We start from the raw sequence: 22,770 nt of genomic DNA on the forward strand, positions 1-22,770 counted from the left end.
AGGTCTGCACGACGGTTCGGATCGCCCTCAGTGCGCCTCGTCCCAGTTCAGGGCCGCGCGGGCGTCGACCTTCAGCGGTACCGCCATATCGACCGCCGGCATGGCGGCGTTTTCCATCACTTCGACAATCACCGGAATGATCGATCCGGCGTCGGCCTCGGCAGTCTCGAAAATCAGTTCGTCATGTACCTGCAACAGCATGCGGGCTTTCTTGCCGGCCTTCTCGAGCGCCGGTTCCATCCGCACCATGGCGCGGCGGATAATGTCGGCGGCGGATCCCTGGATCGGCGCATTGATCGCGGCGCGCTCGTTGAAGGCGCGGACCTGCGGGTTGGACGAACGGATTTCCGGGTAATGTGCCCGGCGGCCGAAGATCGTCGTCACATAGCCATTTTCCTTGGCTTCCGCCTTGGTGGCTTCCATGTAGTCCTTGATACCCGGGAAACGCTCGAAATATTTGCGGATGTACTCGCCCGCCTCGGAGCGCTCGATACCAAGCTGATTGGCAAGGCCGAAGGCGGAGATGCCGTAGATGATGCCGAAATTGATCGCCTTGGCGCGTCGGCGCACGTCGGAAGGCATGCCCTCTATCGGAACCCCGAACATCTCCGATGCGGTCATGGCGTGAATGTCGACGCCGTCGGCAAAGGCCTGTGTCAGCTGCGGAATATGGGCGACATGCGCCAGCACCCTCAGCTCGATCTGGCTGTAATCCGCCGAGATCAGCACATTGCCCGGTTCGGCGATGAAGGCTGTGCGGATCTTGCGGCCTGCGGCTGTGCGCACCGGAATGTTCTGGATGTTCGGATCCGACGAGGAAAGCCGCCCGGTGGTGGTCGCCGCCATCGCAAACGACGTGTGCACCCGCTTGGTCTCGGGGTTGATGAACCCGGGCAACGCGTCGGTGTAGGTCGATTTGAGCTTCGTCAGCTGCCGCCAATCGACGATCTTGCGCGGTAACTCATGCCCGGCGGCAGCCAGGTCCTCAAGTGCCTGGGCGGTGGTTGACCATTGCCCGGTCTTGGTTTTCGTGCCGCCCGGCAGGCTCATCTTGTCGAACAGGATCTCGCCGAGCTGCCTGGGCGAGCCGACATTGAAGTTCTCGCCGGCCAGTTCCTGGATTTCCGCCTCCAGCGCTGCCGCACCCTGCGCCAGTTCGCCCGATAGCCGTGACAGGATCTGCCTGTCGACCCGGATTCCATGCTTTTCCATCCGCATCAGCACCGGCGCCAGCGGCCGCTCCAGCCGCTCGTAGACCGATGCAACCCCGTCTGCCACCAGCCGCGGCTTGAGGACGTGCCACAGCCTGAGCGTCACCTCGGCGTCCTCGGCGGCATAGGCGGTCGCCTTGTCGATCTGCACCTCGGCAAAGGGAATCGCGTTCTTGCCCGAACCGGTCACGTCCTTGTAGCCAATGGTGGTGTGGCCAAGCCAGCGCTCCGACAGCGAGTCCATGCCATGCCCGCCGGCGCCGGCCTCGAGCACATAGGACAACAGCATCGTGTCGTCGAAACTTTCGATCGAGATGCCGTGCTGCGCCATCACCAGCATGTCGTATTTCAGGTTCTGCCCGATCTTGAGAACCGCCGGGTCCTCGAGCAGCGCCTTGAGTTCGCTCAAGGCCTCCTGCATTGGCATCTGGCCGGCTTGCGCTCCGCCGCCGCCGAGCAGGTCGCCAGCGCCGTTGGAGTGCATGAGCGGCGCATAGCAGGCCCGGACCATCAGATCACCGGTATCGGGCGCGGTTTCCGGCAGCGCCAGCGAGAAACCCACCAGCTCCGCCTGCATCGCATCGAGCGAGGTGGTTTCGGTGTCGAAGGCAACGAGGCCGCGTTCGCGTGCCATCGCGCACCAGGCCTTGAGCTGGTCAATATCGCGCAGCGTTTCGTAGGCCGATGTGTCTATCTTTGCAGAGGCTGTAGCTTCCGCGCGCCGCTTGGCCAGTCCCTGCGGTGTATCATCGCCTTTGCCGCTTGTCCCGGAAGCCCCGGCCTTCCCGGCCTTCCCGGGGTCGAGATCGGGACCGCGCATCTCGGCTGCTGCATCAACGGCCACCTCCGCCGCATCGACCGCGCTGGCATCGGTTTCGGTGGCTTCGGCCACCCGGCGCGTCAGCGAGGTAAACTCCATGCCCTTGAGGAAGGCGACAAGCTTGGGTCCATCGAGCGGGTTGAGCACCAGCTCGTCGAGTTTTTCGGTGACTTCGACATCGTCCTTCAGGCGAACCAGCTCGCGCGAGATCCGCGCCTTGTCGGCAAATTCGATGATGTTTTCGCGCCGCTTGTTCTGCTTGATCTCGCCGGCACGCTCGAGCAGCGTGTCGAGGTCGCCGAATTCCTCGATCAGCTGGGCTGCGGTTTTCGGTCCGATCCCGGGGATACCCGGCACGTTGTCGACCGAATCACCGGTCAGCGCCTGCAGGTCGATCATCTTCTCGGGCGGTACGCCCCATTTCTCGATGACCTCCGGCACGCCGATCTGCCGGTCTTTCATGCTGTCATACATCGACACCTGCGGACCGACGAGCTGCATAAGGTCCTTGTCCGACGATATCACCGTGACATCTGCACCCGCTTCGCGCGCCAGCCGCGCATAGGTGGCGATAAGGTCGTCGGCCTCGAAGCCCTCCATCTCGATGCAGGGCAGGTCGAACGCCCGCGTCGCCTCGCGAATGACTGCGAACTGTGGCACCAGGTCCTCGGGAGGCGCCGACCGGTTGGCCTTGTATTCGGGATAGAGCTCGTTGCGGAAGGTTTTCGAGGAATAGTCGAATATCACCGCGAAATGGGTCGGCGTCACCCCGACGGACGTGTCGCGCGCCTCCGACAACAGCTTCCACAGCATGTTGCAGAAGCCCGACACGGCGCCGACCGGCAGGCCGTCGGATTTGCGCGTCAGTGGCGGCAATGCGTGATAGGCGCGGAATATGTAGCCGGAGCCGTCGACGAGGAAGAGGTGATCACCTTTTTTCATGCCGCAAGGATTAGCGCGGGGCTGGCACAAGGTCCATGCAGTTTGCCACGCCGTGCCGCTAAATTTCGATCGGCGGCTGGCCCGCCTCGGAAAACTGCTTTAAAGGATGGGCATGGCCTGTTGCCCTGACGGGCCCCGGCCGACCGTTCAGCTGGGTTTCCTCGGCGCCGCGGCTGTCTGGGTGATTCGGGCGCGATCACGCATACGTTACAAAACCGTAATGTTCGTGTCCTTGAAAAGCCACATTCCCCCGACCAAATGTTAATCACCGGCGAACGAATAAGCCGATGTCTGGAAATCACGGCTCGTCCCCCGCCGCTTCCAGACAATGGACAAGGGCCGCCCCGCCCCCCTTAATGGCCCTTGTCCTAACAATACGCCGCCATGGCCTTCCCCTCCGGCCATGGCGGCTTTTCTTTTGCCCGGTCCCGGCGTTAGTCTCTGCGCTTCTGATTCCCTCCGGAGCATTCCATGACAGACCTGACCGCCGCCCTTTCCGCAGCCGACGCCAATTTCGATGACAGTCTCGAGCGCCTGTTCGGTCTTTTGCGCATCCAGTCAATCTCGACGGATCCGGCCTATGCGCCGGAATGCCGCCGCGCCGGTCTGTGGCTGGTCGATGAACTGGCCGCGCTTGGTTTCGACGCTAGCCTGCGCGACACCGCGGGCCATCCCATGGTGGTCGCCCATCACGCTGGCGCCACACCCGATGCGCCGCATTATCTGTTCTACGGTCACTACGACGTGCAGCCGGTCGACCCGCTCGATCTGTGGACCGATCCGCCATTCGAGCCGGCGATCAAGGAAATCGCCCCTGGCCGCAAGGCGATTACTGGCCGTGGCGCCTCCGACGACAAGGGCCAGTTGATGACCTTTGTCGAGGCCTGCCGGGCCTGGAAGGCGGCGTCCGGCACCCTGCCATGCCGCATCACCATCCTGTTCGAGGGTGAGGAAGAATCCGGCTCGCCTTCGCTCAAGCCGTTCCTCAAAGCCAATGCCGACGAACTCAAGGCCGAGTGCGCCCTGGTCTGCGACACCGGCATGTGGGACCCAGAAACGCCGGCGATTGCGGTTGCTCTGCGCGGCCTGGTCGGCGAGGAGGTGACAATCCATGCCGCCGACCGCGATCTGCATTCCGGCCTGTTCGGCGGCGCGGCTGCCAACCCGCTGCATATTCTGTCGAAGATCCTCGCCGATCTGCACGATGAGACCGGACGGGTGACGCTCGAGGGCTTTTATGACGGCGTCGAAGAAACCCCGGCGCAGGTTCTTGCCAGCTGGGACAGCCTTGGCAGGACAGCCGAAGACTTTCTCGGCGAAATAGGTCTCTCGGTGCCTTCGGGTGAACAGGGCCGTTCGGTTCTGGAACAGACCTGGGCGCGGCCCACGGCAGAAGTCAACGGCATGTGGGGCGGTTACACCGGCGAAGGCTTCAAGACCGTGATCGCGGCGAAAGCGTCGGCCAAGGTCTCCTTCAGGCTTGTTGGGAAGCAGGACCCCGATCAGGTCCGCGCCTCCTTCCGCGCCCATGTCGAGGCGCGTCTGCCCGCCGATTGCACCGCAAGCTTCTCCCCGCATGGTGGTTCGCCTGCCATCCAGCTGCCGTTTGATTCAGCCGTTGTCACCAAGACGCGCCATGCCCTGACCGACGAATGGCCCAAACCCGCGGTGATGATCGGCATGGGCGGCTCGATCCCCATCGTCGGCGATTTCCAGAACATTCTCGGTCTGCAGTCGGTGCTCTGCGGCTACGGCTTGACCGATGACCGCATCCATTCGCCCAACGAGAAGTATGACCTGACCTCCTTCGCCAAGGGCATCCGGTCCTGGGTCCGCATTCTCGATGCGCTCTCGGTGCGCTGATCGCCGCATTCGATACCCTCGCAAATCGGATTGCCGCATGTCCCGAAGGGGTGGTTTCCTTAACCACCCCTTAAATCGTCGCAATTAGGGTGTTTTCACATCGCCGGGCAGTTTCGGAATGGGACAGACTTGGTTCCTTGCCGGAATTGCTGTGAAACCACACCCCGGATTACTGCCGCGTTTTCTCTGTTTGCGCGGCCCGCCGGGACAAGACAGCATCCGGACCCTTCATGGCGCGCAAGAAGACCCCCCGAAGCCGCATTGAACCCTCGTTCGAGGGATCGCGATCGAACGGGAACGCGCGCACCATGGCCGATGAGCGCGTGGCCGGTAAAACCACCAGCAAGGCTGCCTCCGCCAAACGCCGCAAGAAGTCGCAGTCAAAGGCCCGCAAGCCGAAAGCGCGGACGTCCCGGGGCCGCATCACCGGCGCCGTGCGCTCCATCGCCTACTGGTGCTGCGTATTGGGGATCTGGGGCGGCATCGCCATCGCCGGTATTGTCGCCTTTTATGGCGCGCGCATGCCGAGTGCTGCGACCTGGTCGATTCCGGACCGGCCGCCAAACGTCAAGATCGTTTCGGTCAACGGCGAGACCATGGCCAATCGCGGCGCCACCGGCGGCGAAGCCCTGCTGCTGGGCGAAATGTCGCCTTACATTCCAGAAGCCGTCATCGCCATCGAGGACCGTCGCTTCTACTCTCATTTTGGTGTCGACCCGATCGGTCTGGCCCGCGCCATGATGGCCAACGTAACTGCCGGACGCATGGTTCAGGGCGGTTCGACGCTCACCCAGCAATTGGCAAAGAACCTGTTCCTGTCTCCGGAGCGCACGATTGAGCGCAAGGTCCAGGAGGTCCTGCTGTCGCTGTGGCTTGAGCACCGCTTCACCAAGGACCAGATCCTCGAAATGTACCTCAACCGGGTGTTTTTCGGCTCCGGCGCCTATGGCGTCGAGGCGGCGTCGCGGCGCTATTTCCGCAAACCCGCCCGGGACGTGTCGCTGGCCGAGGCAGCCCTTCTGGCCGGTCTGCTCAAGGCTCCCTCACGGCTCTCGCCGGCGCGTGATCCGAAGGCGGCGGAGGCCCGTTCGCAAGTTGTGCTGGCCGCCATGCGCGAGCAGGGAGTGGTCTCCGACAGCGAAATCGCCACCGCGCTGACCAGCCCGCAGGTACGCGCCAAGAGCTACTGGACCGGTTCCGAAAACTATGTTGCCGATCTGGTCATGCAGCGCCTGCCTGACCTGGTCGGCAAGATCACCGATGACCTGGTGGTCGAAACCACGATCGATTTCCAGCTGCAGCGCGAAGCTGAAAAGGCGCTGCGGGAGGCGATCGGGGACAATGGTGCCAAGTCCAGGGTCAGTCAGGGCGCGCTCGTCTCCATCGACGGCACCGGCGCGGTCAGGGCGCTGATCGGCGGCCGCGAATATGCCACGAGCCAGTTTGACCGGGCGACCGATGCGCTTCGCCAGCCCGGATCCGCATTCAAGCCCATCGTCTATGCCGCAGCGCTCGAACAGGGCCGGACGCCGCTGTCGGTGCGCAATGACGCGCCTGTGAAAATCGGCAAATGGACTCCCGAGAACTATGACAGCAAGTACCGCGGCAACGTCACCCTGTCCGATGCGCTGACCCACTCGCTCAACACCGTCGCCGCCCAGCTGGTGATGGAGGTTGGTCCGAAGACGGTGGTCAAGACCGCCCGCCGCCTGGGTATCGAGGCTCCGCTCAAGGCCAATGCCTCGATTGCGCTCGGCACTTCGGAAGTCTCGCTGCTCGAACTCACCGGCGCCTATGCCCCGTTCATGAACGGCGGTTACAAGGCAACGCCGCATGTCATTCGGCGGGTGTCCACCCATGATGGCAAGGTGCTCTACGAGAACGCTTACGACAATCCGCCCCGGGTCATCGATCCCGCCGTTGCCGCGATGATGAACCAGATGCTGGTGCGCGTCGTCGAGGAGGGAACCGGCCGCAAGGCGCGCCTGGACGGCTGGCCCGCCGCAGGCAAGACCGGGACCACCCAGTCCTATCGCGATGCGCTGTTCGTCGGCTACACCGCCAATCTCGTCACCGGCGTCTGGTTTGGCAATGACGACGGCAAGCCGATGAAGAATGTCACCGGCGGCGGTCTTCCGGCCGAGACGTGGAAGCAATTCATGCAGGCGGCCCATCATGGCGTGCCGCCGGCCAGGCTGCCACTTGGCGGGGCTCTTCCGCCCGTTGTGATCGAGGGCGATGGAGTGCAGGTCGGCGATCCGGTCGCGGGCCTGATGCGTGATCTGGCACCAGTGCCGGTCTCGCGCGACGCCACCGGCGCCACTGACGGCATGAGCATGACCCCGCCAGCCGACATCGGCGCCGATCCGGCACAGTCCGGTGCAGGCAGGCGAACCACCCTGCTCGATATCCTGATGGGCAATTGACGGTATTTGGCGCCCTAAACCCGCGATAATCAGACAAAATCCTGCAATCTGCATTTCCCATGACGCTTGCAGTCTGGAAGTGACATTCTTATATACGCCTCAACGCTTCCGGCGAGCGCCGCTCCTGCGGTCTTGGCTCTGGCGGCGGAAACGGATGACGAGAGCATCCTGTTTTCTAGTAATGTCCCGTTAGGGGCTGTCGAATGGAACGCCTGACCGGGTCCCGGCAGCTCGCTTCAAGGAGAATTCAATATGGCTAAAGTAATCGGTATCGACCTCGGAACCACCAATTCCTGCGTCGCAGTCATGGACGGCAAGGACGCCCGCGTGATCGAAAACGCGGAAGGCGCCCGCACCACCCCTTCGATGGTGGCCTTCAGCGACGATGGTGAACGTCTGGTCGGCCAGCCCGCGAAGCGGCAGGCAGTGACCAACCCGGAAAACACGCTTTTCGCGGTCAAGCGACTGATTGGCCGCCGCTTCGAGGACAAGGCTGTTGCCAAGGACCAGGAACTGGTCCCCTTCAAGATCGTGCGCGGCGACAATGGCGATGCCTGGGTAGAGGCAAATGGCGAAAGCTACTCGCCGTCCCAGATCTCGGCCATGGTGCTTCAGAAGATGAAGGAAACCGCCGAATCCTATCTCGGTGAAAAGGTCGAGAAAGCCGTCATCACGGTTCCGGCCTACTTCAATGACGCCCAGCGCCAGGCAACCAAGGACGCCGGCAAAATCGCGGGCCTCGAAGTGCTCCGCATCATCAACGAGCCGACCGCCGCTGCACTCGCCTATGGCCTCGACAAGACCGAAGGCAAGACCATTGCCGTTTATGACCTTGGCGGTGGTACGTTCGACGTCTCGATCCTCGAGATCGGCGACGGCGTCTTCGAGGTGAAGTCGACCAACGGCGACACCTTCCTCGGTGGTGAGGACTTCGACATGCGTCTGGTCGGCTATCTTGCCGACGAGTTCAAGAAGGACCAGGGCATCGACCTGCGGAAGGACAAGCTGGCCTTGCAGCGGCTCAAGGAAGCCGCAGAGAAGGCCAAGATCGAGCTCTCTTCCGCGTCCCAGACCGAAATCAACCTGCCCTTCATCACTGCCGATGCATCGGGCCCGAAGCACCTGACCTTGAAGCTCAGCCGCTCCAAGTTCGAGAGTCTTGTCGATGATTTCGTCCAGCGCACCATCGCGCCGTGCAAGGCAGCCCTCAAGGATGCAGGCCTGCAGGCCGCTGATATCGACGAAGTGGTTCTGGTCGGCGGCATGACCCGCATGCCCAAGATTCAGGAAGTGGTGAAGCAGTTCTTCGGCAAGGACCCCCACAAGGGCGTCAACCCGGATGAAGTGGTCGCCATGGGTGCGGCCATCCAGGCCGGCGTTCTTCAGGGCGACGTCAAGGACGTTCTTCTGCTTGACGTGACCCCGCTGTCGCTCGGCATCGAGACGCTGGGTGGCGTGTTCACCCGCCTGATCGACCGCAACACCACGATCCCGACCAAGAAGAGCCAGGTCTTCTCCACCGCCGAAGACAATCAGAACGCGGTGACGATCCGGGTCTTCCAGGGCGAGCGTGAAATGGCTGCCGACAACAAGATCCTCGGCCAGTTCGATCTCGTCGGCATTCCGCCGGCGCCGCGCGGCGTACCGCAGATCGAAGTGACCTTCGACATCGACGCCAACGGCATCGTCAACGTCTCGGCCAAGGACAAGGGCACCGGCAAGGAACACCAGATCCGCATCCAGGCATCTGGCGGCCTGTCCGATTCCGACATCGACGCGATGATCAAGGAAGCCGAAGCCAATGCCGAGGCCGACAAGAAGCGCCGCGGCGTCGTCGAGGCCAAGAACCAGGGCGAGAGCCTGATCCATTCTTCGGAACAGTCGCTCAAGGATTACGGCGACAAGGTCTCCGAAGAGGATCGCACCGCCATCGCCGATGCGATTGCAGCGCTGAAGGCCGCGGTGGAAGCCGAGGAGCCCGACGCTGACGACATCCAGGCCAAGAGCCAGACCCTCATGGAAGTATCCATGAAACTCGGTCAGGCCATGTACGAGCAGAGCCAGGCCGAAGAAGGTGCCGGCGAAGCCGAAGGCGAGGAAAAGATCGTCGATGCGGACTTCGAGGAAGTCAAGGACGACGACACCGACGAGAAAAAGTCAGCCTGATCCTGCACTTCAGGAAAACCAGCTTTAGGGCGTCCGAAAGGGCGCCCTTTTTGCATTAATGTTAATAAAGGAAAGCCTGATGCGTTAACTTGCTTTGAAACGTGTTGCTATTCTATCTGTCCCTTCTCGATCAGAATTGGATCGCCGGGGTAATCATGAGACAGAACTATCGGTTGTTTGGCGCGTGGCGTTTGTTGGCCGCACTGCTTGTGATGGCCTACCACTTTGCCCACCACGCACCCGATCCCGGTCCGGTCACCACCTGGTTCGAGCACATGCTGCCTCTTCTCGACATGTTCTTCATCATGTCGGGGTTCCTGATTTTCCAGCACTACGGCGACATGAAGAACACTGGCAGCAACTATGTCCGCTTCCTCATCAAGCGCCTTGCGCGGCTGTATCCGCTACACTTCGCGACACTCTCGGTTTTTGTACTCTTCGCCATCGCCGTTCACGCCGGACTGTTGTCCTCGGCGAGCGCGGATACCCGGTACAACCTGATGGCCTTGCCATCCAACCTGCTGCTTCTGCAGGCTTGGGGGGTGAATTCGGAACTGACGTTCAACTATGCGTCCTGGTCGGTCTCGGGCGAGTGGTTTGCCTATCTGCTGTTCCCGATCGTGCTGTTTGCCTTCTCGCTCCGCCGCCTCATGGGCTTGGCGCTTCTGCTTGTCCTGATCGTCGCCATTCTTGAGTTTTCCGACCGTGGTGCGACGGACCCCTATGAGTTCTGGTTCAACACCAAGCTCTGGGCCGCCTACCGGATCGCCGCAGACTTCGTTTTTGGCGCCCTGTTGTGTGCTGTTGCCGCCAGGCTGGCCACTCCCCGCTATTGCCAACTGTTCGCATGGGCGGTTCTCGGCGCGGTGTTCTGTACCATGTTCGCCGGTGCGAACATCTACCTCATCCTCGCCCTGTTCGGCGTGGCGATCACGCTGGCGGCGCTTGCGGACAAGACCGACGCAGAAAGCACGGCCTGGCTCGATCCTCTGGCACCGGTGATGGCGGTGTCGTTCGGGGTCTACATGTGGCACCCGGTGATCGAACTCTTTGCCTACTCGCTGTTCTGGAACCGGATTGTCGCCGTCGACGACCCTGTCCTGTTCTGGCTATTCATGCCGTTTCCAGCCCTGGCGACGATCGTGATAGCCGTCTACTCTGCCCGCTACTTCGAGCGCCCGGCTGGCAAATGGATGGAAGCCGCACTGACAAAAGCAGTATCAGAGCGCTTTCTGGACCGGAAAACCGCCTGAAACCTGCCAATATCTCGCATCCATTGAGTGTCGGGGCTGGAATTTTTTTCAGCCAGTGACTACATCGGGTCCGGAATGAGTTGTCTCCGCATGTCTGCGGCTTCGATTAGCAAGTGTCTTCTGCGTTCCGGTTGCCTCATGGTGCAATCGATGAACGCCCCGGAAAAGAGATAATGGATACAATGGCCAAGCCAGACTTCTATGAAACGCTTGGTGTGGCGCGGGGTGCCGACGAGAAGGAACTCAAGAGCGCCTTCCGCAAGCTTGCCATGAAATACCACCCCGACAAGAACCCTGGCGACGCCGAGGCCGAACGCAAGTTCAAGGAAATCAACGAGGCCTACGAGTTCCTCAAGGATCCACAGAAGCGTGCGGCCTACGACCGGTTCGGCCATGCTGCCTTCGAGCAGGGCGGACCTGGCGGAATGGGCGGCGGTTTTGGCGGCGGCGGCGGTGGTTTCTCGGATATCTTCGAGGACATCTTCGGCGAAATGATGGGCGGCCGGGGCGGCCGCCGGTCCTCGGGCGGACGCGAGCGCGGCGCCGACCTGCGCTACAACATGGAAATCACGCTCGAGGAGGCCTATACCGGCAAGACCGCGCAGATCCGGGTGCCGACCTCGATTACCTGTGACCTCTGCTCCGGATCGGGCGCCAAGCCCGGCACCCAGCCGACCACCTGCGCCACCTGCGGCGGCGCCGGACGGGTTCGCGCCTCGCAGGGTTTCTTCTCGGTCGAACGCACCTGCCCGACCTGCCACGGCCGCGGTCAGACCATCACTGACCCCTGCACCAAATGTGCCGGTCAGGGCCGGGTCACCGAGGAACGTTCGCTCTCGGTCAACATTCCTGAAGGCATCGAGGACGGCACCCGCATCAGACTGTCCGGTGAAGGCGAGGCCGGCATGCGCGGCGGGCCTTCCGGCGATCTCTACATTTTCCTGTCTGTACGCCCGCATTCCGTGTTTCAGCGCGAAGGCGCCGATCTCTTCTGTTCCGTGCCGATCTCGATGACCACGGCTGCCCTGGGCGGCAAGTTCGAGATCACCACCATGGATGGCGCGCGCTCCCGGGTGACGGTGCCCGAAGGCACCCAGCCGGGCAAGGAGCTTCGCTTGCGCGGCAAGGGCATGCCGGTTCTGCGCTCGACGCAGTTTGGTGATCTCTATGTCCGGATCACCATCGAAACGCCGCAGAATCTCTCCAAGCGACAGCGCGAACTGCTGGCGGAGTTCCAGGAATTGTCCTCCAAGGAGACCAGCCCGGAATCGACCGGCTTCTTCTCCAGGATGAAGGGCTTTTTCGACACCATGTCGGATTGATCCGACGGCCATTCCGGCCGCCCAACAGAAACCATGTTTGCTGTTCATCTGGTGGTGTGTAAGCTGCCCGCTGGACAGGGCGCCGCTGGAGGGTGCAGGCAGTGAACATGAGGTTTCCCGAACGTCTTGCCCGCCGGTTCGATGACGAGATCCGCTTTTTCAAAGGTTGGATGGACGGTCCAAAGGCGGTTGGCGCCATCATGCCGACCTCCGCGGTCACGGCCCGATCGATGGCGTCGGTGATCAATCCCGCATCGGAATTGCCGGTGCTCGAACTCGGCCCCGGAACCGGGGTCATCACACGCGCCATCCTGGCGCGTGGCGTCGCGCCGTCGGACCTTGTCTCGATCGAGTACTCGCCTGATTTCCATGCCCGGCTGCGACTGGATTTCCCGGAAGTCCGTTTTATCCTTGGCGATGCCTTTGATCTCGATGCAACGCTCGGCGATCTGAACGACAGCCTTTTCGACAGCGTGATTTCAGGCATCCCCCTGCTTAATTTTCCGATGTCTTGCCGGGTGGCGTTGATCGAGGATCTGCTTGACCGGCTGCCGCCGGGAAGACCCGTGGTTCAATTCTCCTATGGCGCTCTCTCGCCGGTGCTTGCGCGCGGCACGAGTTTCCAGGTGATCCATCATGATTTTGTCTTGCGCAACGTGCCGCCCGCGCGTCTTTGGATCTATCGCCGTCGCCCGGAAATGGCCTGAACGGTTTTCAAACCCGAAGCGATTCCTGCTGGTGGGCATGAAAATCACACAAGGCGGTTCGCGCAGCATGGCCTGATACCGGATATGGGCGGGAATTGGCGCTGATAAGCTTTCTTCCTTGTCCACCTGCCTTATATGGAGGCCAGACAGGAAAACAGGTCCCTTGCCGGGACCGGCAGGCAGTGGAGCACTTCATGTCCCCCAGAATTCTCGTTCTTCCCGGTTCAAACCGCGCGGGTTCGTTCAATGTGCAGCTAGCGGCGGCCGCCTCGGTCGAACTGGCGCAACAGGGCGCCGACGTGACCAGGATCTCGCTGGTCGATTACCCGCTGCCACTTGTCGACGAAGACCTGAAGAACGAAACCGGTATCCCCGAGAATGCGATGAAACTCGGGCGCCTGATCGCAGCGCAGGACGGCGTCTTTCTCTGTTGCCCGGAATACAATTCATCGATCCCGCCGCTGCTCAAGAACATGATCGATTGGGTGAGCCTGATCTCCAGGGACGGTGACCGGCCTCTCAAGCCATGGGCCGGGCGCTATGTGGCACTTGGGTCGGCATCAAACGGCAAGCTTGGCGGAATCCGCGGCCTCTACCATGTCCGTTCGGTGATGGCGAATGTCGGAACCCAGATCATCACCGAGCAATGCGCGGTCAGCGGCGCCGCCGATGCCTTCGAGGCAGACGGACGCCTCAAGGACGAGCGAACCAACGGGATGCTGGTCAACACCTGCAAATCCCTGATCCGGCACTGTGCAATGATGACCGCAAGCTAGGACAGCAGATCAGGCTTTGCGCACTGGCAGTTGCGGCAACTTTTGGCCGACACGGATCGCGTTACTCTTGCGAAGCCGGTATCTTCATGCGAGGACCGGCAAACACGGAGGGAATGCGAAATGCCTGATGCAGCGCTTGAACTGGGTGTACCAGCCTTTCAGAAAGTTGATCCGCGTCTGATTGTGGCATTGGATGTGCCGACCGTCGCCGAGGCTGAAGCCCTGGTCGAACGGATCGGCGATGATGCCATGTTCTACAAGATCGGATACCAGCTCGCCTTTGCCGGCGGGCTGCCGCTGGCGCGTGAACTGAAGGCCTCGGGCCGCAAGGTTTTCCTCGACATGAAACTGCTCGACATCGACAACACCATTGCCAAGGGCGTCGAGAACGTCGTCCGGATGGGTGTCGACATGCTGACCATTCATGCCTACCCGAAGGCGATGCGCGCGGCTGTTGACGCGGCACGCGGCAGCGACCTGTGTCTTCTCGGGGTCACGGTCCTGACCTCGATGGACACGGCCGATGTCGCCGATGCCGGCTACGCCTTGTCCGCCGAGGAACTGGTGCAGCGCCGCGCCGCCCAGGCCCGTGACGCAGGCATGGGCGGGATTGTCTGTTCGGCCGCGGAGGCAGGCACCGTCCGCTCCATCGTTGGCTCGGAGATGGCAATCGTCACGCCGGGTATCCGTCCTGCGGGCGCCGACCACGGCGACCAGAAGCGGGTCATGTCACCGGCGCAGGCGCTTGCCGCCGGCGCGACCCATCTTGTCGTCGGTCGACCGATCTCGGCGGCATCCGATCCGGCGTCGGCGGCACGCGCCATCACTGCCGAAATGGCAGCCAACTAGACCAGAAGGGCAGCAATCATGGCAAAGGGATATTGGATCGGCCGCATCGATGTGCACGATCCGGAAGCGTACAAGGCCTATGTCGAGACGGCGACACCGGCCTACAAGGAATACGGGGCGACATTCCTGGTGCGCGGCGGCGAATTCGATCCGGTTGAAGGTGCGGCCCGCGCGCGCAATGTCGTCATAGAATTTCCCAGCTATGAGGCCGCCCTGGCCTGCTACAACTCCGAAACCTACCAGAAGGCCAGGGCGATACGTCAGAAATTCTCTGACGGAGAGCTGCTGGTGATCAGGGGACATGACGCCTGAGAGCCTGAGCGCAGACCGTGGGACGCTGCCGCGCGTCAGCCAAGGCGGCATTGTCAAGCCTTCCGGGTCTTATGGGGCAGGTGGTCCCGCAGGACCGCAGAGATGCGATTAATCCCCGCATGCAGCGGAGCAGCACTTCACCTTGCGCGGGTTTTTGACTATGAGCTTGGTTGGACTGCGGCCGAATCCGGTTGCTTTGCGAGAAACCAACCGGACCCAATGATCCTGTCAGGGAGTGCATAGATGACATCGCTCAATCAACCCAAGCTCGTCACGGTCTTTGGCGGGTCCGGCTTTGTTGGCCGCCATGTTGTGCGTGCGCTCGCCAAGCGCGGTTACCGTGTCCGCGTGGCGGTCCGCCGCCCCGATCTTGCCGGTCACCTGCAGCCATTGGGCGGGGTTGGCCAGATTGTCGCCGTTCAGGCCAATCTGCGAAACCGGGATTCGGTCGACCGGGCTGTCATTGGTGCGGACCATGTCGTCAACTGCGTCGGTATCCTGTTCGAAGCGGGCCGGAACACCTTCGGTTCGGTTCAGGAGTTCGGCGCCCGCGCTGTGGCGGAAGCGGCCCGGGCGGCTGGCGCCGGCCTGACCCATATCTCGGCCATCGGTGCCGACAGCAACTCGGAATCGGACTACGCCAGGTCCAAGGGCATGGCTGAAGAGGCCATTACCAAGATCCTGCCGGATGCCGTCATCCTGCGGCCCTCGATCGTGTTTGGTCCCGAAGACGGGTTTTTCAACAAGTTTGCCGAAATGGCGCGGTTTTCTCCGGCCCTGCCGCTGATTGGTGGTGGTGAAACCCGGTTTCAGCCGGTCTATGTCGGCGATGTCGCCGAAGCCGTGGGCCGCAGCGTCGAGGGCACGGTCGCAGGCGGCAAGGTCTATGAGCTCGGTGGCCCAAGGGTTATGAGCTTCAAGGAAGTACTCGAGGAAATCCTCGAAATCACAATGCGCAAGCGCGCCCTGCTGCCGCTGCCCTGGGGGCTTGCCTCCCTGATCGGCAAGGCCGCCACCTTCATCCCCTTCATCGATCCGCCACTGACCGATGACCAGGTGGTCCTGCTCAAGAGCGACAATGTTGTCTCGGACGCCGCGATCAAGGAAAACCGCACTCTCGCCGGCATCGGCATTCCGCAGACCACGGTGGAAGCGATCCTGCCGACCTACCTGACCCGGTATCGGGCGCATGGCCAGTACAGCGGCACCGGAAACGAAGCCTGATTGCGTCCGTGATATCGGTTCTGGCGCCGCCGGGACTTGATGTCTGGGCAGCCGTCGTTCTCATCGCCGCCAGCTTTTTCACTTCGGCGCTGACTGTCTCCGCCGGCATCGGCGGCGGCGTCGCCCTGCTCGGACTGATGGGATACATCGTTCCCGTCGCGGCCATCATCCCCGTTCATGGCGTGGTGCAACTGGGCTCCAATGTCGGCCGCGCCGCCATGCTGCGCGACCATGTTGCCTGGGCCTGCCTTGCAGCCTTTTTCATCGGCGCCGTCCCCGGCGCGTGGGCCGGCAGTTCGGTGGTGGGGGCTCTCTCCGACTCCGCGCTAAAGGCGGCGCTCGGCGGCTTCATACTTGTCATCACCTGGATGCGGCTTCCCAGGCTGGCGGCGATCCGGCTGCCTGGTTTCGCGGTGACCGGAGCCATCACCACCTTCCTGACCATGATTTTTGGCGCAACCGGACCCTTCAACGCCGTTGTCCTGTCCAAGACCTTTCCCGACCGGTTGCGGTTCCAGGCCAGCACGGCGGCGGTGATGAGTCTGCAGCACTTGGTCAAGACCGCAGCATTCGCGCTTGCAGGTTTTGCGTTCGGTCCGTGGTTGCCGCTGATCGCTGCAATGATTCTCACCGGACTGGCCGGAACATGGGTTGGATCCCACATCCTGCGCAAGACTCCCGAAAGCCGCTTTCGGCTGGTCTTCAGGATCTTGCTGACCTTGCTCGCGCTCGATCTGATCCGGCGCGGTGTTGCCGGAATGGCGCATGGTTAGCAATGATTTAAGAAAGAGACGGTTTATTGTTGGCAGGCTGGCCGAACAGGCTTGAATCAGCGGGCCGTGCGGCGTAAACGGCACCGGCTCACAACGTGCCAGGGATGCGCAGCAAACGGCGAGACCCGGGTTGAGAGACGCCCGTCCGGTGCAGTGGACAGGATGGTGGAAGACATCACATGCGCAGTCTGAACTCTGCCGGTTGGCGGGGTTCAGCTTCAGCAATCAGATAGATCGGGACATGAGTTAATGGGTAAAACAGTCGTATCCGCGTTTGCATTCGCTATTGTGGTGATCCTGTCCGCATCCGCCTTTGCACCGCGCAGCGTCGCCCATTCCTCCAAGGGCTGCACACCCGCCTATGGTGTTGATCCCTGCGCCATTCAGGCTCTTGCCGAGTAGCCTTTCGGGCTCAGCCGAGCAGCCACAATCCGACCAGCCCCAGACTGCCCACTGTGATTCGCCACCAGGCGAAGGGGGCAAAGCCGTGGCGTGAAACGAAATCGAGCAGGCTGCGCACCACGATCACGCCGGCGATGAAGGCCATGACGAACCCGACGATGATGGTGACAATGTCGTCATAGGCGAGCTTGTCGTAGTTCTTGTAGAGATCGAGTGTGAAGGCTCCGGCCATGGTCGGCATGGCGAGAAAGAACGAGAACTCCGCCGCTGAGCGCTTGTCGGTTCCCATCAGCAGCGCGCCGGCAATCGTTGCGCCCGAGCGCGACGTCCCCGGAATCATCGCCAGGCACTGACAAAGCCCGATCTTGAAGGCCAGCGACAGCGGGTAATCCATAACATTGGTGTATTTCGGCCTCAGCTTCATCCGGTCGATGATCAACAGAATGATGCCGCCAACGATCAGCACCCAGCAGATCAGCGCCGTCGATTCGAACAGAACGGACTTGATGAACCCGTGAGCCAGGGCGCCGATCACTGCCGCAGGCAGGAAGGCAACCAGAATGGCGCCGACAAAATGTCTTGCCCTTGGGCTCGACGGAAGGGCTACGGCGAGTGCCCAGAGCCGGGCGAAATAGACCGACAGGATTGCCAGGATGGCGCCCAGTTGCACCAGCACCTCGAAACTGTTGCCGGGCGATTCAAAACCGAGGAAATGCCCCGCCAGCAGCAGGTGCGCGGTTGAGGAGACGGGAACGAACTCGGTCAGGCCTTCGATGAGTCCGAGCAGGGCACCTACAATTGTCGTTTCATTCATGCCGGAGTGTCCCTGTTTCGCGCCGATTCAGGCCTGGGTCATTGGATCGCCCTTTTTGGCGACGAGTGTTCACCGATACTGATCAGTGATTCGCTTGTCTTGCCGGGGGCCAGTCCCTATAGCTCTATTTTCCGGAATCTGACCAGTCCCGCGCGCCGGCGCCAACGCAAACACGCTCAGCTTCACGATGCCAGTTCTTTATCACCACACCATATCCGCAGCGTCCCGGTTTGTTCGGGTCTGTTTCAGCGAAGTCGATTTCGCCGCGGAACTCGAGGAAGAACTGCCCTGGGAGAAGCGCCCCGATTTTCTCAAGATCAACCCGGCGGGAACATTGCCGGTCTGCGTCACCGACAACGGGCACGGCCTGTGCGGGCCGCATGTCATCGCCGAATGGATCGACGAATCCTTCGGGGTGTTCAAGCGGGATCGCCGGTTGCTGGCTGAAGACCCGTTCCGCCGCGCCGAAATCCGGCGGCTGATGGAATGGTTCCTGATCAAGTTCGAGCAGGATGTGGTGCGCCCGCTGGTAAGAGAGCGAATCATCAAGCTGCAACTGCCGACAAGCAAGGGTGGCGGAGCGCCTGATCCCAAGTTGCTGCGCACCGGCCGAGCCAACATTCGCCAGCACATGAAATACCTCTCCTGGCTAGCCGGGTCCCGGGCGTGGCTCGCCGGCGACAAGCTCAGCTATGCCGACCTCGCCGCCGCCGCTTCCCTGTCGGTGATGGATTATCTGGGCGAAATTGACTGGAACGAATATCCGCAGGCCAAGGAATGGTACCAGCGCATCAAGTCCCGCCCGTCCTTCCGGCCATTGCTGGCTGACCGGATCCGCAACCTGCCACCGGTCGCTCACTACGCCGACCTCGATTTCTAGGCTGATGGCGGGCGGCAGCCATACTGGTTCCGAACGGCGCGACGGCGGGGCAGGCATGCGATCCGCGCCCCTCTCAGTGCAGCAGGTCGCTCGGCTCAAGGCATTTCTACACACCGAAGCCGAACGCCTGGGTTTTTGCGCGTTGGCCGTGACCCCGGCCCGATCCGCGCCGTTCTCGCGCGAGCGCCTGGCCGAATTCGTCGATCTTGGCCGCCATGGCTCCATGCAGTGGTTGGCGGAAACCCTGGACCGCCGTGCCGAGCCGCAAACCCTCTGGCCGGAGGCACGTTCGGTCATCGTGCTCGCGATGAACTACGGTCCTGATCGTGATCCGCTCGAAAACCTTGCTCACCCCCAGAATGCCACGGTCTCTGTCTACGCCCGCAATCGCGATTACCATGACATCATCAAGGGCAAGCTCAAGGAACTGGCGGGCAAGTTCGCCTCCCGCGCCGGCGGTGACGTCAAGGTCTTCGTCGACACCGCGCCGGTGATGGAAAAGCCGCTCGCCCAGGCTGCCGGGCTCGGCTGGATTGGCAAGCACACCAATCTGGTGAGCCGCAGCCATGGCTCATGGATCTTCCTGGCATCGATTTTCACCACCGTGGATCTCGCGGCCGATGCGGCAGAAGTCGATCACTGCGGTTCCTGCCGCGCCTGTCTTGATGCCTGCCCGACGGATGCGTTCCCCGCACCCTACCAGATCGATGCGCGGCGCTGCATTTCCTATTTGACCATCGAGAACAAGGGACCGATCCCGCGCGAGTTCCGCACCGCCATCGGCAATCGTGTCTATGGCTGTGACGATTGCCTGGCGGCCTGTCCTTGGAACAAGTACGCGCAGGCCGCCAGCGAGGCCAAGCTGATTGCCCGCGAGGATCTGCGTTCTCCGCCGCTGTCGGGTTTTCTGGCAATGGATGATGCCGCATTCCGGGCCTTTTTCTCAGGCTCTCCGGTCAAGCGGATTGGCCGCGACAGGTTTTTGCGCAATGTGCTGGTGGCCGTGGGCAACAGCGGCGAGCCGGATCTCGCGCCGCCCTGCGAAGCCTTGCTGAGCGATGCTTCGCCGCTGGTCAGAGGCAGCGCCGTCTGGGCCCTGTCACAACTGACAGCGCCCCGCCGGATGCATGAGCTTGCTGCTCAGGCCGGCCAGGAGCCCGATGCGGACGTCAGGCAAGAATGGCAACTGGCGCTCGGCGCCGGCAATGAATTGGAACAAGGGTGAACCCATGAGAATGATGATCTTCGGCGCCGGGTTTTCCGGTCTTGCGATTGCCCGGACGCTTGCCGGTGAGTGTGACTTTGCCGGTGGCACAACGCGCAGCGCCGAACGGTTTGCCGCGCTGCAGGGCGCAGGTCTGACCCCCTTCATCTATCAAGGTGGCAACCCCGGAGAGGAATTGAGCACTGCTCTGAGCGAAATCACCCATCTGGTCATGTCGATTGCGCCCGATACGGGCGGCGATCCGCTTCTGGAAGTCTTTGCCGGCGGTCTGCGGCCGACGATGCCGAAACTTGAATGGATCGGTTATCTCTCCACCGTGGGCGTCTATGGCGATCATGGTGGTGATTGGGTTGACGAGGACACCGCGTGCAAGCCGGTCTCGCGCCGCTCGGTCGCGCGTCTGGCGGCTGAAGACGGCTGGACCCGGCTGGCAGACGAAGCCGGCGTACCGCTTGCCATCATCCGCTTGTCAGGGATCTACGGTCCGGGCCGCAATGCGCTCAAAACCATAAGCGAAGGCAAGGCCCGGCGTCTGATCAAGCCTGGCCAGGTGTTCAATCGCATCCATGTCGCCGATATTGGCGGCGCCACCGCGCTGCTCGCCAGGCAACGGTTGGGAGGTATCTACAATGTCACCGACGACATGCCGGCCCCCCCACAGGATGTTGTCAGCGAGGCCGCGCGCATCATGGGCGTCGAACCGCCCGCCGAGATGGATTTCGAAACCGCCGATCTGTCGCCGATGGCGCGGTCTTTCTACGGTGAGAACAAGCGCGTCGCCAATGCACGGATCAAGGAAGCCGGATACAGTTTCATGTACCCCGACTATGTCACCGGGCTCTCGGCCCTGTGTCGTGACGAATCCTGGAAGGGATAGCAAAGGCCGGCTGCAACAAACGGCAACAATAAGTGAATTTGCTGATCTTCTTTTGGCCTGCTTGACTGTCCAGTACCCGCGGCATCACAAAGAGGGATTCCAAATTGACTTCAACCAACCTCAACGCACGAGCCGCCGGATTGTTCCTTGCAGGCCTAATGACCGCTGCAGCCACTCTTTCCACCGTCAGCCCCGCATCCGCAGCTGAGCCGTCCTGCGGGCGTGCCTCATGGTATGCCCTGACCTCGCGTACCGCCTCGGGCGAGCGCATGGATCCGTCGAAACTGACCGCTGCTCATCCGCGCCTTCGGTTCGGAACGAGGGTCGAGGTGGTCAATCCACGCAACGGCAAATCCGTCGTGGTCCGCATCAATGACCGGGGCCCTTTCATCAAGGGCCGCATCATCGACGTGTCCAAGGCTGCCGCCGGTCATCTCGGCATGATCAAGGCAGGCGTTGCCAAAGTCTGCTATCGCGTGATCTCCTGATCCAATCCGCTTGCCAGCCCCGTTTGTCTCGCTATTGTGGCGGGGCATGTATTCTTTCAAGGGGTTACAGCGCTGGGATGCGTTCGGTAGAGCGCCCCGCGCTGGCAGAGGCGGGCAATGATGGAAAGCGCGGACATTCTGGAACGGCAAGAGTCTCTCACCCGGGAGATTGCCTCGCGCCGCGATGAGCTGGTGGCCCTGACCCAGGATCTGATTCGCATCCCGACACTCAACCCGCCCGGGGATTTCTATCGCGACATCTGCGAGTATCTCGCCCGCCGTCTCGAAAAATCCGGTTTCGACGTCAAGCTGCTGCGCGCCGAAGGCACGCCAGGAGACAGCGAGCGCCATCCGCGCTGGAACGTGATCTGCCGCCGCGAGGGTGGCCGCTCCGGCCCCTGCGTTCATTTCAATTCTCATATCGACGTGGTCTCGACCGGCGCCGGCTGGACCTTCGACCCCTTCGCCGGAACCGTCTCCGACGGCAAGATCTATGGCCGCGGCGCCTGCGACATGAAGGGCGGGCTCGCTGCATCGATCGTCGCCGCCGAAGCCTTTGTCGCCCTCTGGCCGGAGTATCCGGGCGCCATCGAGATCTCCGGCACCGCCGACGAGGAAACCGGCGGCTATGGCGGCGTCGCCTGGCTGGCCGGGCAGGGCTATTTCTCGCCCGAGCGCGTGCAGCACGTGATCATCCCGGAACCGCTCAACAAGGACCGGATCTGCCTCGGCCACCGCGGCGTCATGTGGGCTGAGATCAAGACCCATGGCCGCATCGCCCATGGCTCGATGCCGTTTCTCGGCGATTGCGCCGTGCGCCACATGGGCGCGGTCATTGCCGAGATGGAAACCTCGCTGTTTCCGGCTCTTGCGAAAAAACACACCGCCATGCCGGTGGTGCCCGATGGCGCCAGGCAATCCACGATGAACATCAACTCGCTGCACGGCGGACAGGCCGAGCCCGATCCGGATTTCACCGGATTCCCGTCGGCCTGCGTGCCCGACGAGGCCCGGATGATCATCGACCGGCGCTACCTGATCGAGGAGCAGGCCGAGGAGGTGCGCGAGGAGATCATCTCCCTGCTCGAACGGGTCAAGGCAGAGCGGACCGGCTTTCGCTATGATTTCGAGGAACTCTGGCAGGTCAGCCCCACCATGACATCGGTCGATGCGCCGGTGGTCAAGGCGGTCGAGCGCGGCATCCGCTCTGCGCTCGCCTGCGATCCGGTGCACGTCGTCTCGCCCGGCACCTACGACCAGAAACATATTGACCGCATTGGTCGCTTGAAAGACTGTATCGCCTATGGCCCCGGCATCCTCGATCTGGCGCATCAGCCGGACGAATATGTCGGGATCGACGATATGGTGGACTCGGCGAGGGTCATGGCCTTCGCGTTGGACGATCTTCTGCACGGACGCGCGTAAGACGTGATCCGGATA

Annotated in this window: 19 protein-coding genes; 17 read left to right on the forward strand and 2 right to left on the reverse strand. The window is 62.1% G+C overall.

The features are described 5' to 3' along the window. Positions 1-27: 27 nt before the first annotated feature. Positions 28-2,973 (reverse strand): DNA polymerase I, encoded by a 2,946-nt coding sequence (gene polA / locus GTW23_RS11965; RefSeq protein WP_152010974.1) that lies wholly within the window; start codon positions 2,971-2,973, stop codon positions 28-30. Between the two features lie 471 nt (positions 2,974-3,444). Here polA and GTW23_RS11970 point away from each other — a divergent pair, with 471 nt between their 5' ends. From GTW23_RS11970 to GTW23_RS12025, 12 genes are all read left to right on the forward strand, one after another. After that, complete coding sequence (locus GTW23_RS11970) at positions 3,445-4,836, forward strand: M20/M25/M40 family metallo-hydrolase (RefSeq protein WP_252915940.1); 1,392 nt, start codon at positions 3,445-3,447, stop codon at positions 4,834-4,836. A 230-nt stretch (positions 4,837-5,066) separates the two neighbouring features. Next, complete coding sequence (locus GTW23_RS11975; RefSeq protein WP_152010972.1) at positions 5,067-7,262, forward strand: transglycosylase domain-containing protein; 2,196 nt, start codon at positions 5,067-5,069, stop codon at positions 7,260-7,262. A 252-nt stretch (positions 7,263-7,514) separates the two neighbouring features. Then, positions 7,515-9,428, forward strand: coding sequence for a molecular chaperone DnaK (gene dnaK / locus GTW23_RS11980; protein WP_152010971.1), 1,914 nt, complete (start codon positions 7,515-7,517; stop codon positions 9,426-9,428). Between the two features lie 155 nt (positions 9,429-9,583). Beyond that, positions 9,584-10,681, forward strand: coding sequence for an acyltransferase family protein (locus tag GTW23_RS11985; RefSeq protein WP_252915941.1), 1,098 nt, complete (start codon positions 9,584-9,586; stop codon positions 10,679-10,681). A 182-nt stretch (positions 10,682-10,863) separates the two neighbouring features. Further along, positions 10,864-12,003 (forward strand): molecular chaperone DnaJ, encoded by a 1,140-nt coding sequence (gene dnaJ, locus GTW23_RS11990; RefSeq protein ID WP_152010969.1) that lies wholly within the window; start codon positions 10,864-10,866, stop codon positions 12,001-12,003. 107 nt (positions 12,004-12,110) lie between these two features. Then, complete coding sequence (pmtA, locus tag GTW23_RS11995; protein ID WP_152010968.1) at positions 12,111-12,710, forward strand: phospholipid N-methyltransferase PmtA; 600 nt, start codon at positions 12,111-12,113, stop codon at positions 12,708-12,710. A 194-nt stretch (positions 12,711-12,904) separates the two neighbouring features. Continuing rightward, the gene (locus GTW23_RS12000) at positions 12,905-13,486 is read left to right on the forward strand and encodes an NADPH-dependent FMN reductase (RefSeq protein WP_252915942.1); all 582 of its coding nucleotides are present in this window, start codon (positions 12,905-12,907) and stop codon (positions 13,484-13,486) included. 120 nt (positions 13,487-13,606) lie between these two features. Next, complete coding sequence (pyrF, locus tag GTW23_RS12005) at positions 13,607-14,335, forward strand: orotidine-5'-phosphate decarboxylase (protein WP_152010966.1); 729 nt, start codon at positions 13,607-13,609, stop codon at positions 14,333-14,335. A gap of 18 nt (positions 14,336-14,353) precedes the next feature. After that, entirely contained in the window at positions 14,354-14,647 is a 294-nt protein-coding gene (locus GTW23_RS12010; protein ID WP_152010965.1) for a DUF1330 domain-containing protein, read from the forward strand. A gap of 243 nt (positions 14,648-14,890) precedes the next feature. Then, entirely contained in the window at positions 14,891-15,871 is a 981-nt protein-coding gene (locus GTW23_RS12015; RefSeq protein ID WP_252915943.1) for a complex I NDUFA9 subunit family protein, read from the forward strand. An 8-nt stretch (positions 15,872-15,879) separates the two neighbouring features. Further along, complete coding sequence (locus GTW23_RS12020) at positions 15,880-16,644, forward strand: sulfite exporter TauE/SafE family protein (RefSeq protein WP_252915944.1); 765 nt, start codon at positions 15,880-15,882, stop codon at positions 16,642-16,644. A 249-nt stretch (positions 16,645-16,893) separates the two neighbouring features. Then, the gene (locus GTW23_RS12025; protein ID WP_193217386.1) at positions 16,894-17,046 is read left to right on the forward strand and encodes a hypothetical protein; all 153 of its coding nucleotides are present in this window, start codon (positions 16,894-16,896) and stop codon (positions 17,044-17,046) included. A gap of 10 nt (positions 17,047-17,056) precedes the next feature. Here GTW23_RS12025 and GTW23_RS12030 read toward each other — a convergent pair whose 3' ends face one another. Beyond that, positions 17,057-17,860: an undecaprenyl-diphosphate phosphatase gene (locus GTW23_RS12030; RefSeq protein ID WP_252915945.1), complete on the reverse strand. Its 804-nt coding sequence runs from the start codon at positions 17,858-17,860 to the stop codon at positions 17,057-17,059. Positions 17,861-18,047: 187 nt separating this feature from the next. Between GTW23_RS12030 and GTW23_RS12035 the strand changes: the two genes are divergently transcribed. The 5 genes from GTW23_RS12035 to GTW23_RS12055 all read left to right on the forward strand — a co-directional run bounded on the left by GTW23_RS12035 (position 18,048) and on the right by GTW23_RS12055 (position 22,755). Next, a complete protein-coding gene (locus GTW23_RS12035) occupies positions 18,048-18,740 on the forward strand; it encodes a glutathione S-transferase family protein (protein ID WP_252915946.1) in 693 nt (230 codons plus the stop codon). Between the two features lie 55 nt (positions 18,741-18,795). After that, positions 18,796-19,965 (forward strand): tRNA epoxyqueuosine(34) reductase QueG, encoded by a 1,170-nt coding sequence (gene queG / locus GTW23_RS12040; RefSeq protein ID WP_252915947.1) that lies wholly within the window; start codon positions 18,796-18,798, stop codon positions 19,963-19,965. A 4-nt stretch (positions 19,966-19,969) separates the two neighbouring features. Then, positions 19,970-20,842 (forward strand): SDR family oxidoreductase, encoded by an 873-nt coding sequence (locus tag GTW23_RS12045; protein ID WP_252915948.1) that lies wholly within the window; start codon positions 19,970-19,972, stop codon positions 20,840-20,842. Positions 20,843-21,000: 158 nt separating this feature from the next. After that, positions 21,001-21,330, forward strand: coding sequence for a septal ring lytic transglycosylase RlpA family protein (locus GTW23_RS12050; protein WP_152011698.1), 330 nt, complete (start codon positions 21,001-21,003; stop codon positions 21,328-21,330). A 117-nt stretch (positions 21,331-21,447) separates the two neighbouring features. Next, positions 21,448-22,755, forward strand: coding sequence for an acetylornithine deacetylase/succinyl-diaminopimelate desuccinylase family protein (locus GTW23_RS12055; RefSeq protein WP_252915949.1), 1,308 nt, complete (start codon positions 21,448-21,450; stop codon positions 22,753-22,755). Positions 22,756-22,770: the final 15 nt, after the last annotated feature.

Source organism: Parahoeflea alexandrii (genome assembly GCF_024105735.1).
Classification (GTDB): domain Bacteria; phylum Pseudomonadota; class Alphaproteobacteria; order Rhizobiales; family Rhizobiaceae; genus Hoeflea; species Hoeflea alexandrii.

Bases quoted from the DNA above. Each gene is read 5' to 3' on its own strand.
- GTW23_RS12030 (WP_252915945.1), bottom strand. From the start codon at position 17,860: ATGAATGAAACGACAATTGTAGGTGCCCTGCTCGGACTCATCGAAGGC.
- polA (WP_152010974.1), bottom strand. From the start codon at position 2,973: ATGAAAAAAGGTGATCACCTCTTCCTCGTCGACGGCTCCGGCTACATA.
- GTW23_RS12015 (WP_252915943.1), top strand. From the start codon at position 14,891: ATGACATCGCTCAATCAACCCAAGCTCGTCACGGTCTTTGGCGGGTCC.
- GTW23_RS12000 (WP_252915942.1), top strand. From the start codon at position 12,905: ATGTCCCCCAGAATTCTCGTTCTTCCCGGTTCAAACCGCGCGGGTTCG.
- pmtA (WP_152010968.1), top strand. From the start codon at position 12,111: ATGAGGTTTCCCGAACGTCTTGCCCGCCGGTTCGATGACGAGATCCGC.
- GTW23_RS11985 (WP_252915941.1), top strand. From the start codon at position 9,584: ATGAGACAGAACTATCGGTTGTTTGGCGCGTGGCGTTTGTTGGCCGCA.
- GTW23_RS11970 (WP_252915940.1), top strand. From the start codon at position 3,445: ATGACAGACCTGACCGCCGCCCTTTCCGCAGCCGACGCCAATTTCGAT.
- GTW23_RS11975 (WP_152010972.1), top strand. From the start codon at position 5,067: ATGGCGCGCAAGAAGACCCCCCGAAGCCGCATTGAACCCTCGTTCGAG.
- GTW23_RS12025 (WP_193217386.1), top strand. From the start codon at position 16,894: ATGGGTAAAACAGTCGTATCCGCGTTTGCATTCGCTATTGTGGTGATC.
- pyrF (WP_152010966.1), top strand. From the start codon at position 13,607: ATGCCTGATGCAGCGCTTGAACTGGGTGTACCAGCCTTTCAGAAAGTT.
- GTW23_RS12050 (WP_152011698.1), top strand. From the start codon at position 21,001: ATGACCGCTGCAGCCACTCTTTCCACCGTCAGCCCCGCATCCGCAGCT.
- GTW23_RS12045 (WP_252915948.1), top strand. From the start codon at position 19,970: ATGAGAATGATGATCTTCGGCGCCGGGTTTTCCGGTCTTGCGATTGCC.
- dnaJ (WP_152010969.1), top strand. From the start codon at position 10,864: ATGGCCAAGCCAGACTTCTATGAAACGCTTGGTGTGGCGCGGGGTGCC.
- queG (WP_252915947.1), top strand. From the start codon at position 18,796: ATGCGATCCGCGCCCCTCTCAGTGCAGCAGGTCGCTCGGCTCAAGGCA.
- dnaK (WP_152010971.1), top strand. From the start codon at position 7,515: ATGGCTAAAGTAATCGGTATCGACCTCGGAACCACCAATTCCTGCGTC.
- GTW23_RS12055 (WP_252915949.1), top strand. From the start codon at position 21,448: ATGATGGAAAGCGCGGACATTCTGGAACGGCAAGAGTCTCTCACCCGG.
- GTW23_RS12010 (WP_152010965.1), top strand. From the start codon at position 14,354: ATGGCAAAGGGATATTGGATCGGCCGCATCGATGTGCACGATCCGGAA.
- GTW23_RS12035 (WP_252915946.1), top strand. From the start codon at position 18,048: ATGCCAGTTCTTTATCACCACACCATATCCGCAGCGTCCCGGTTTGTT.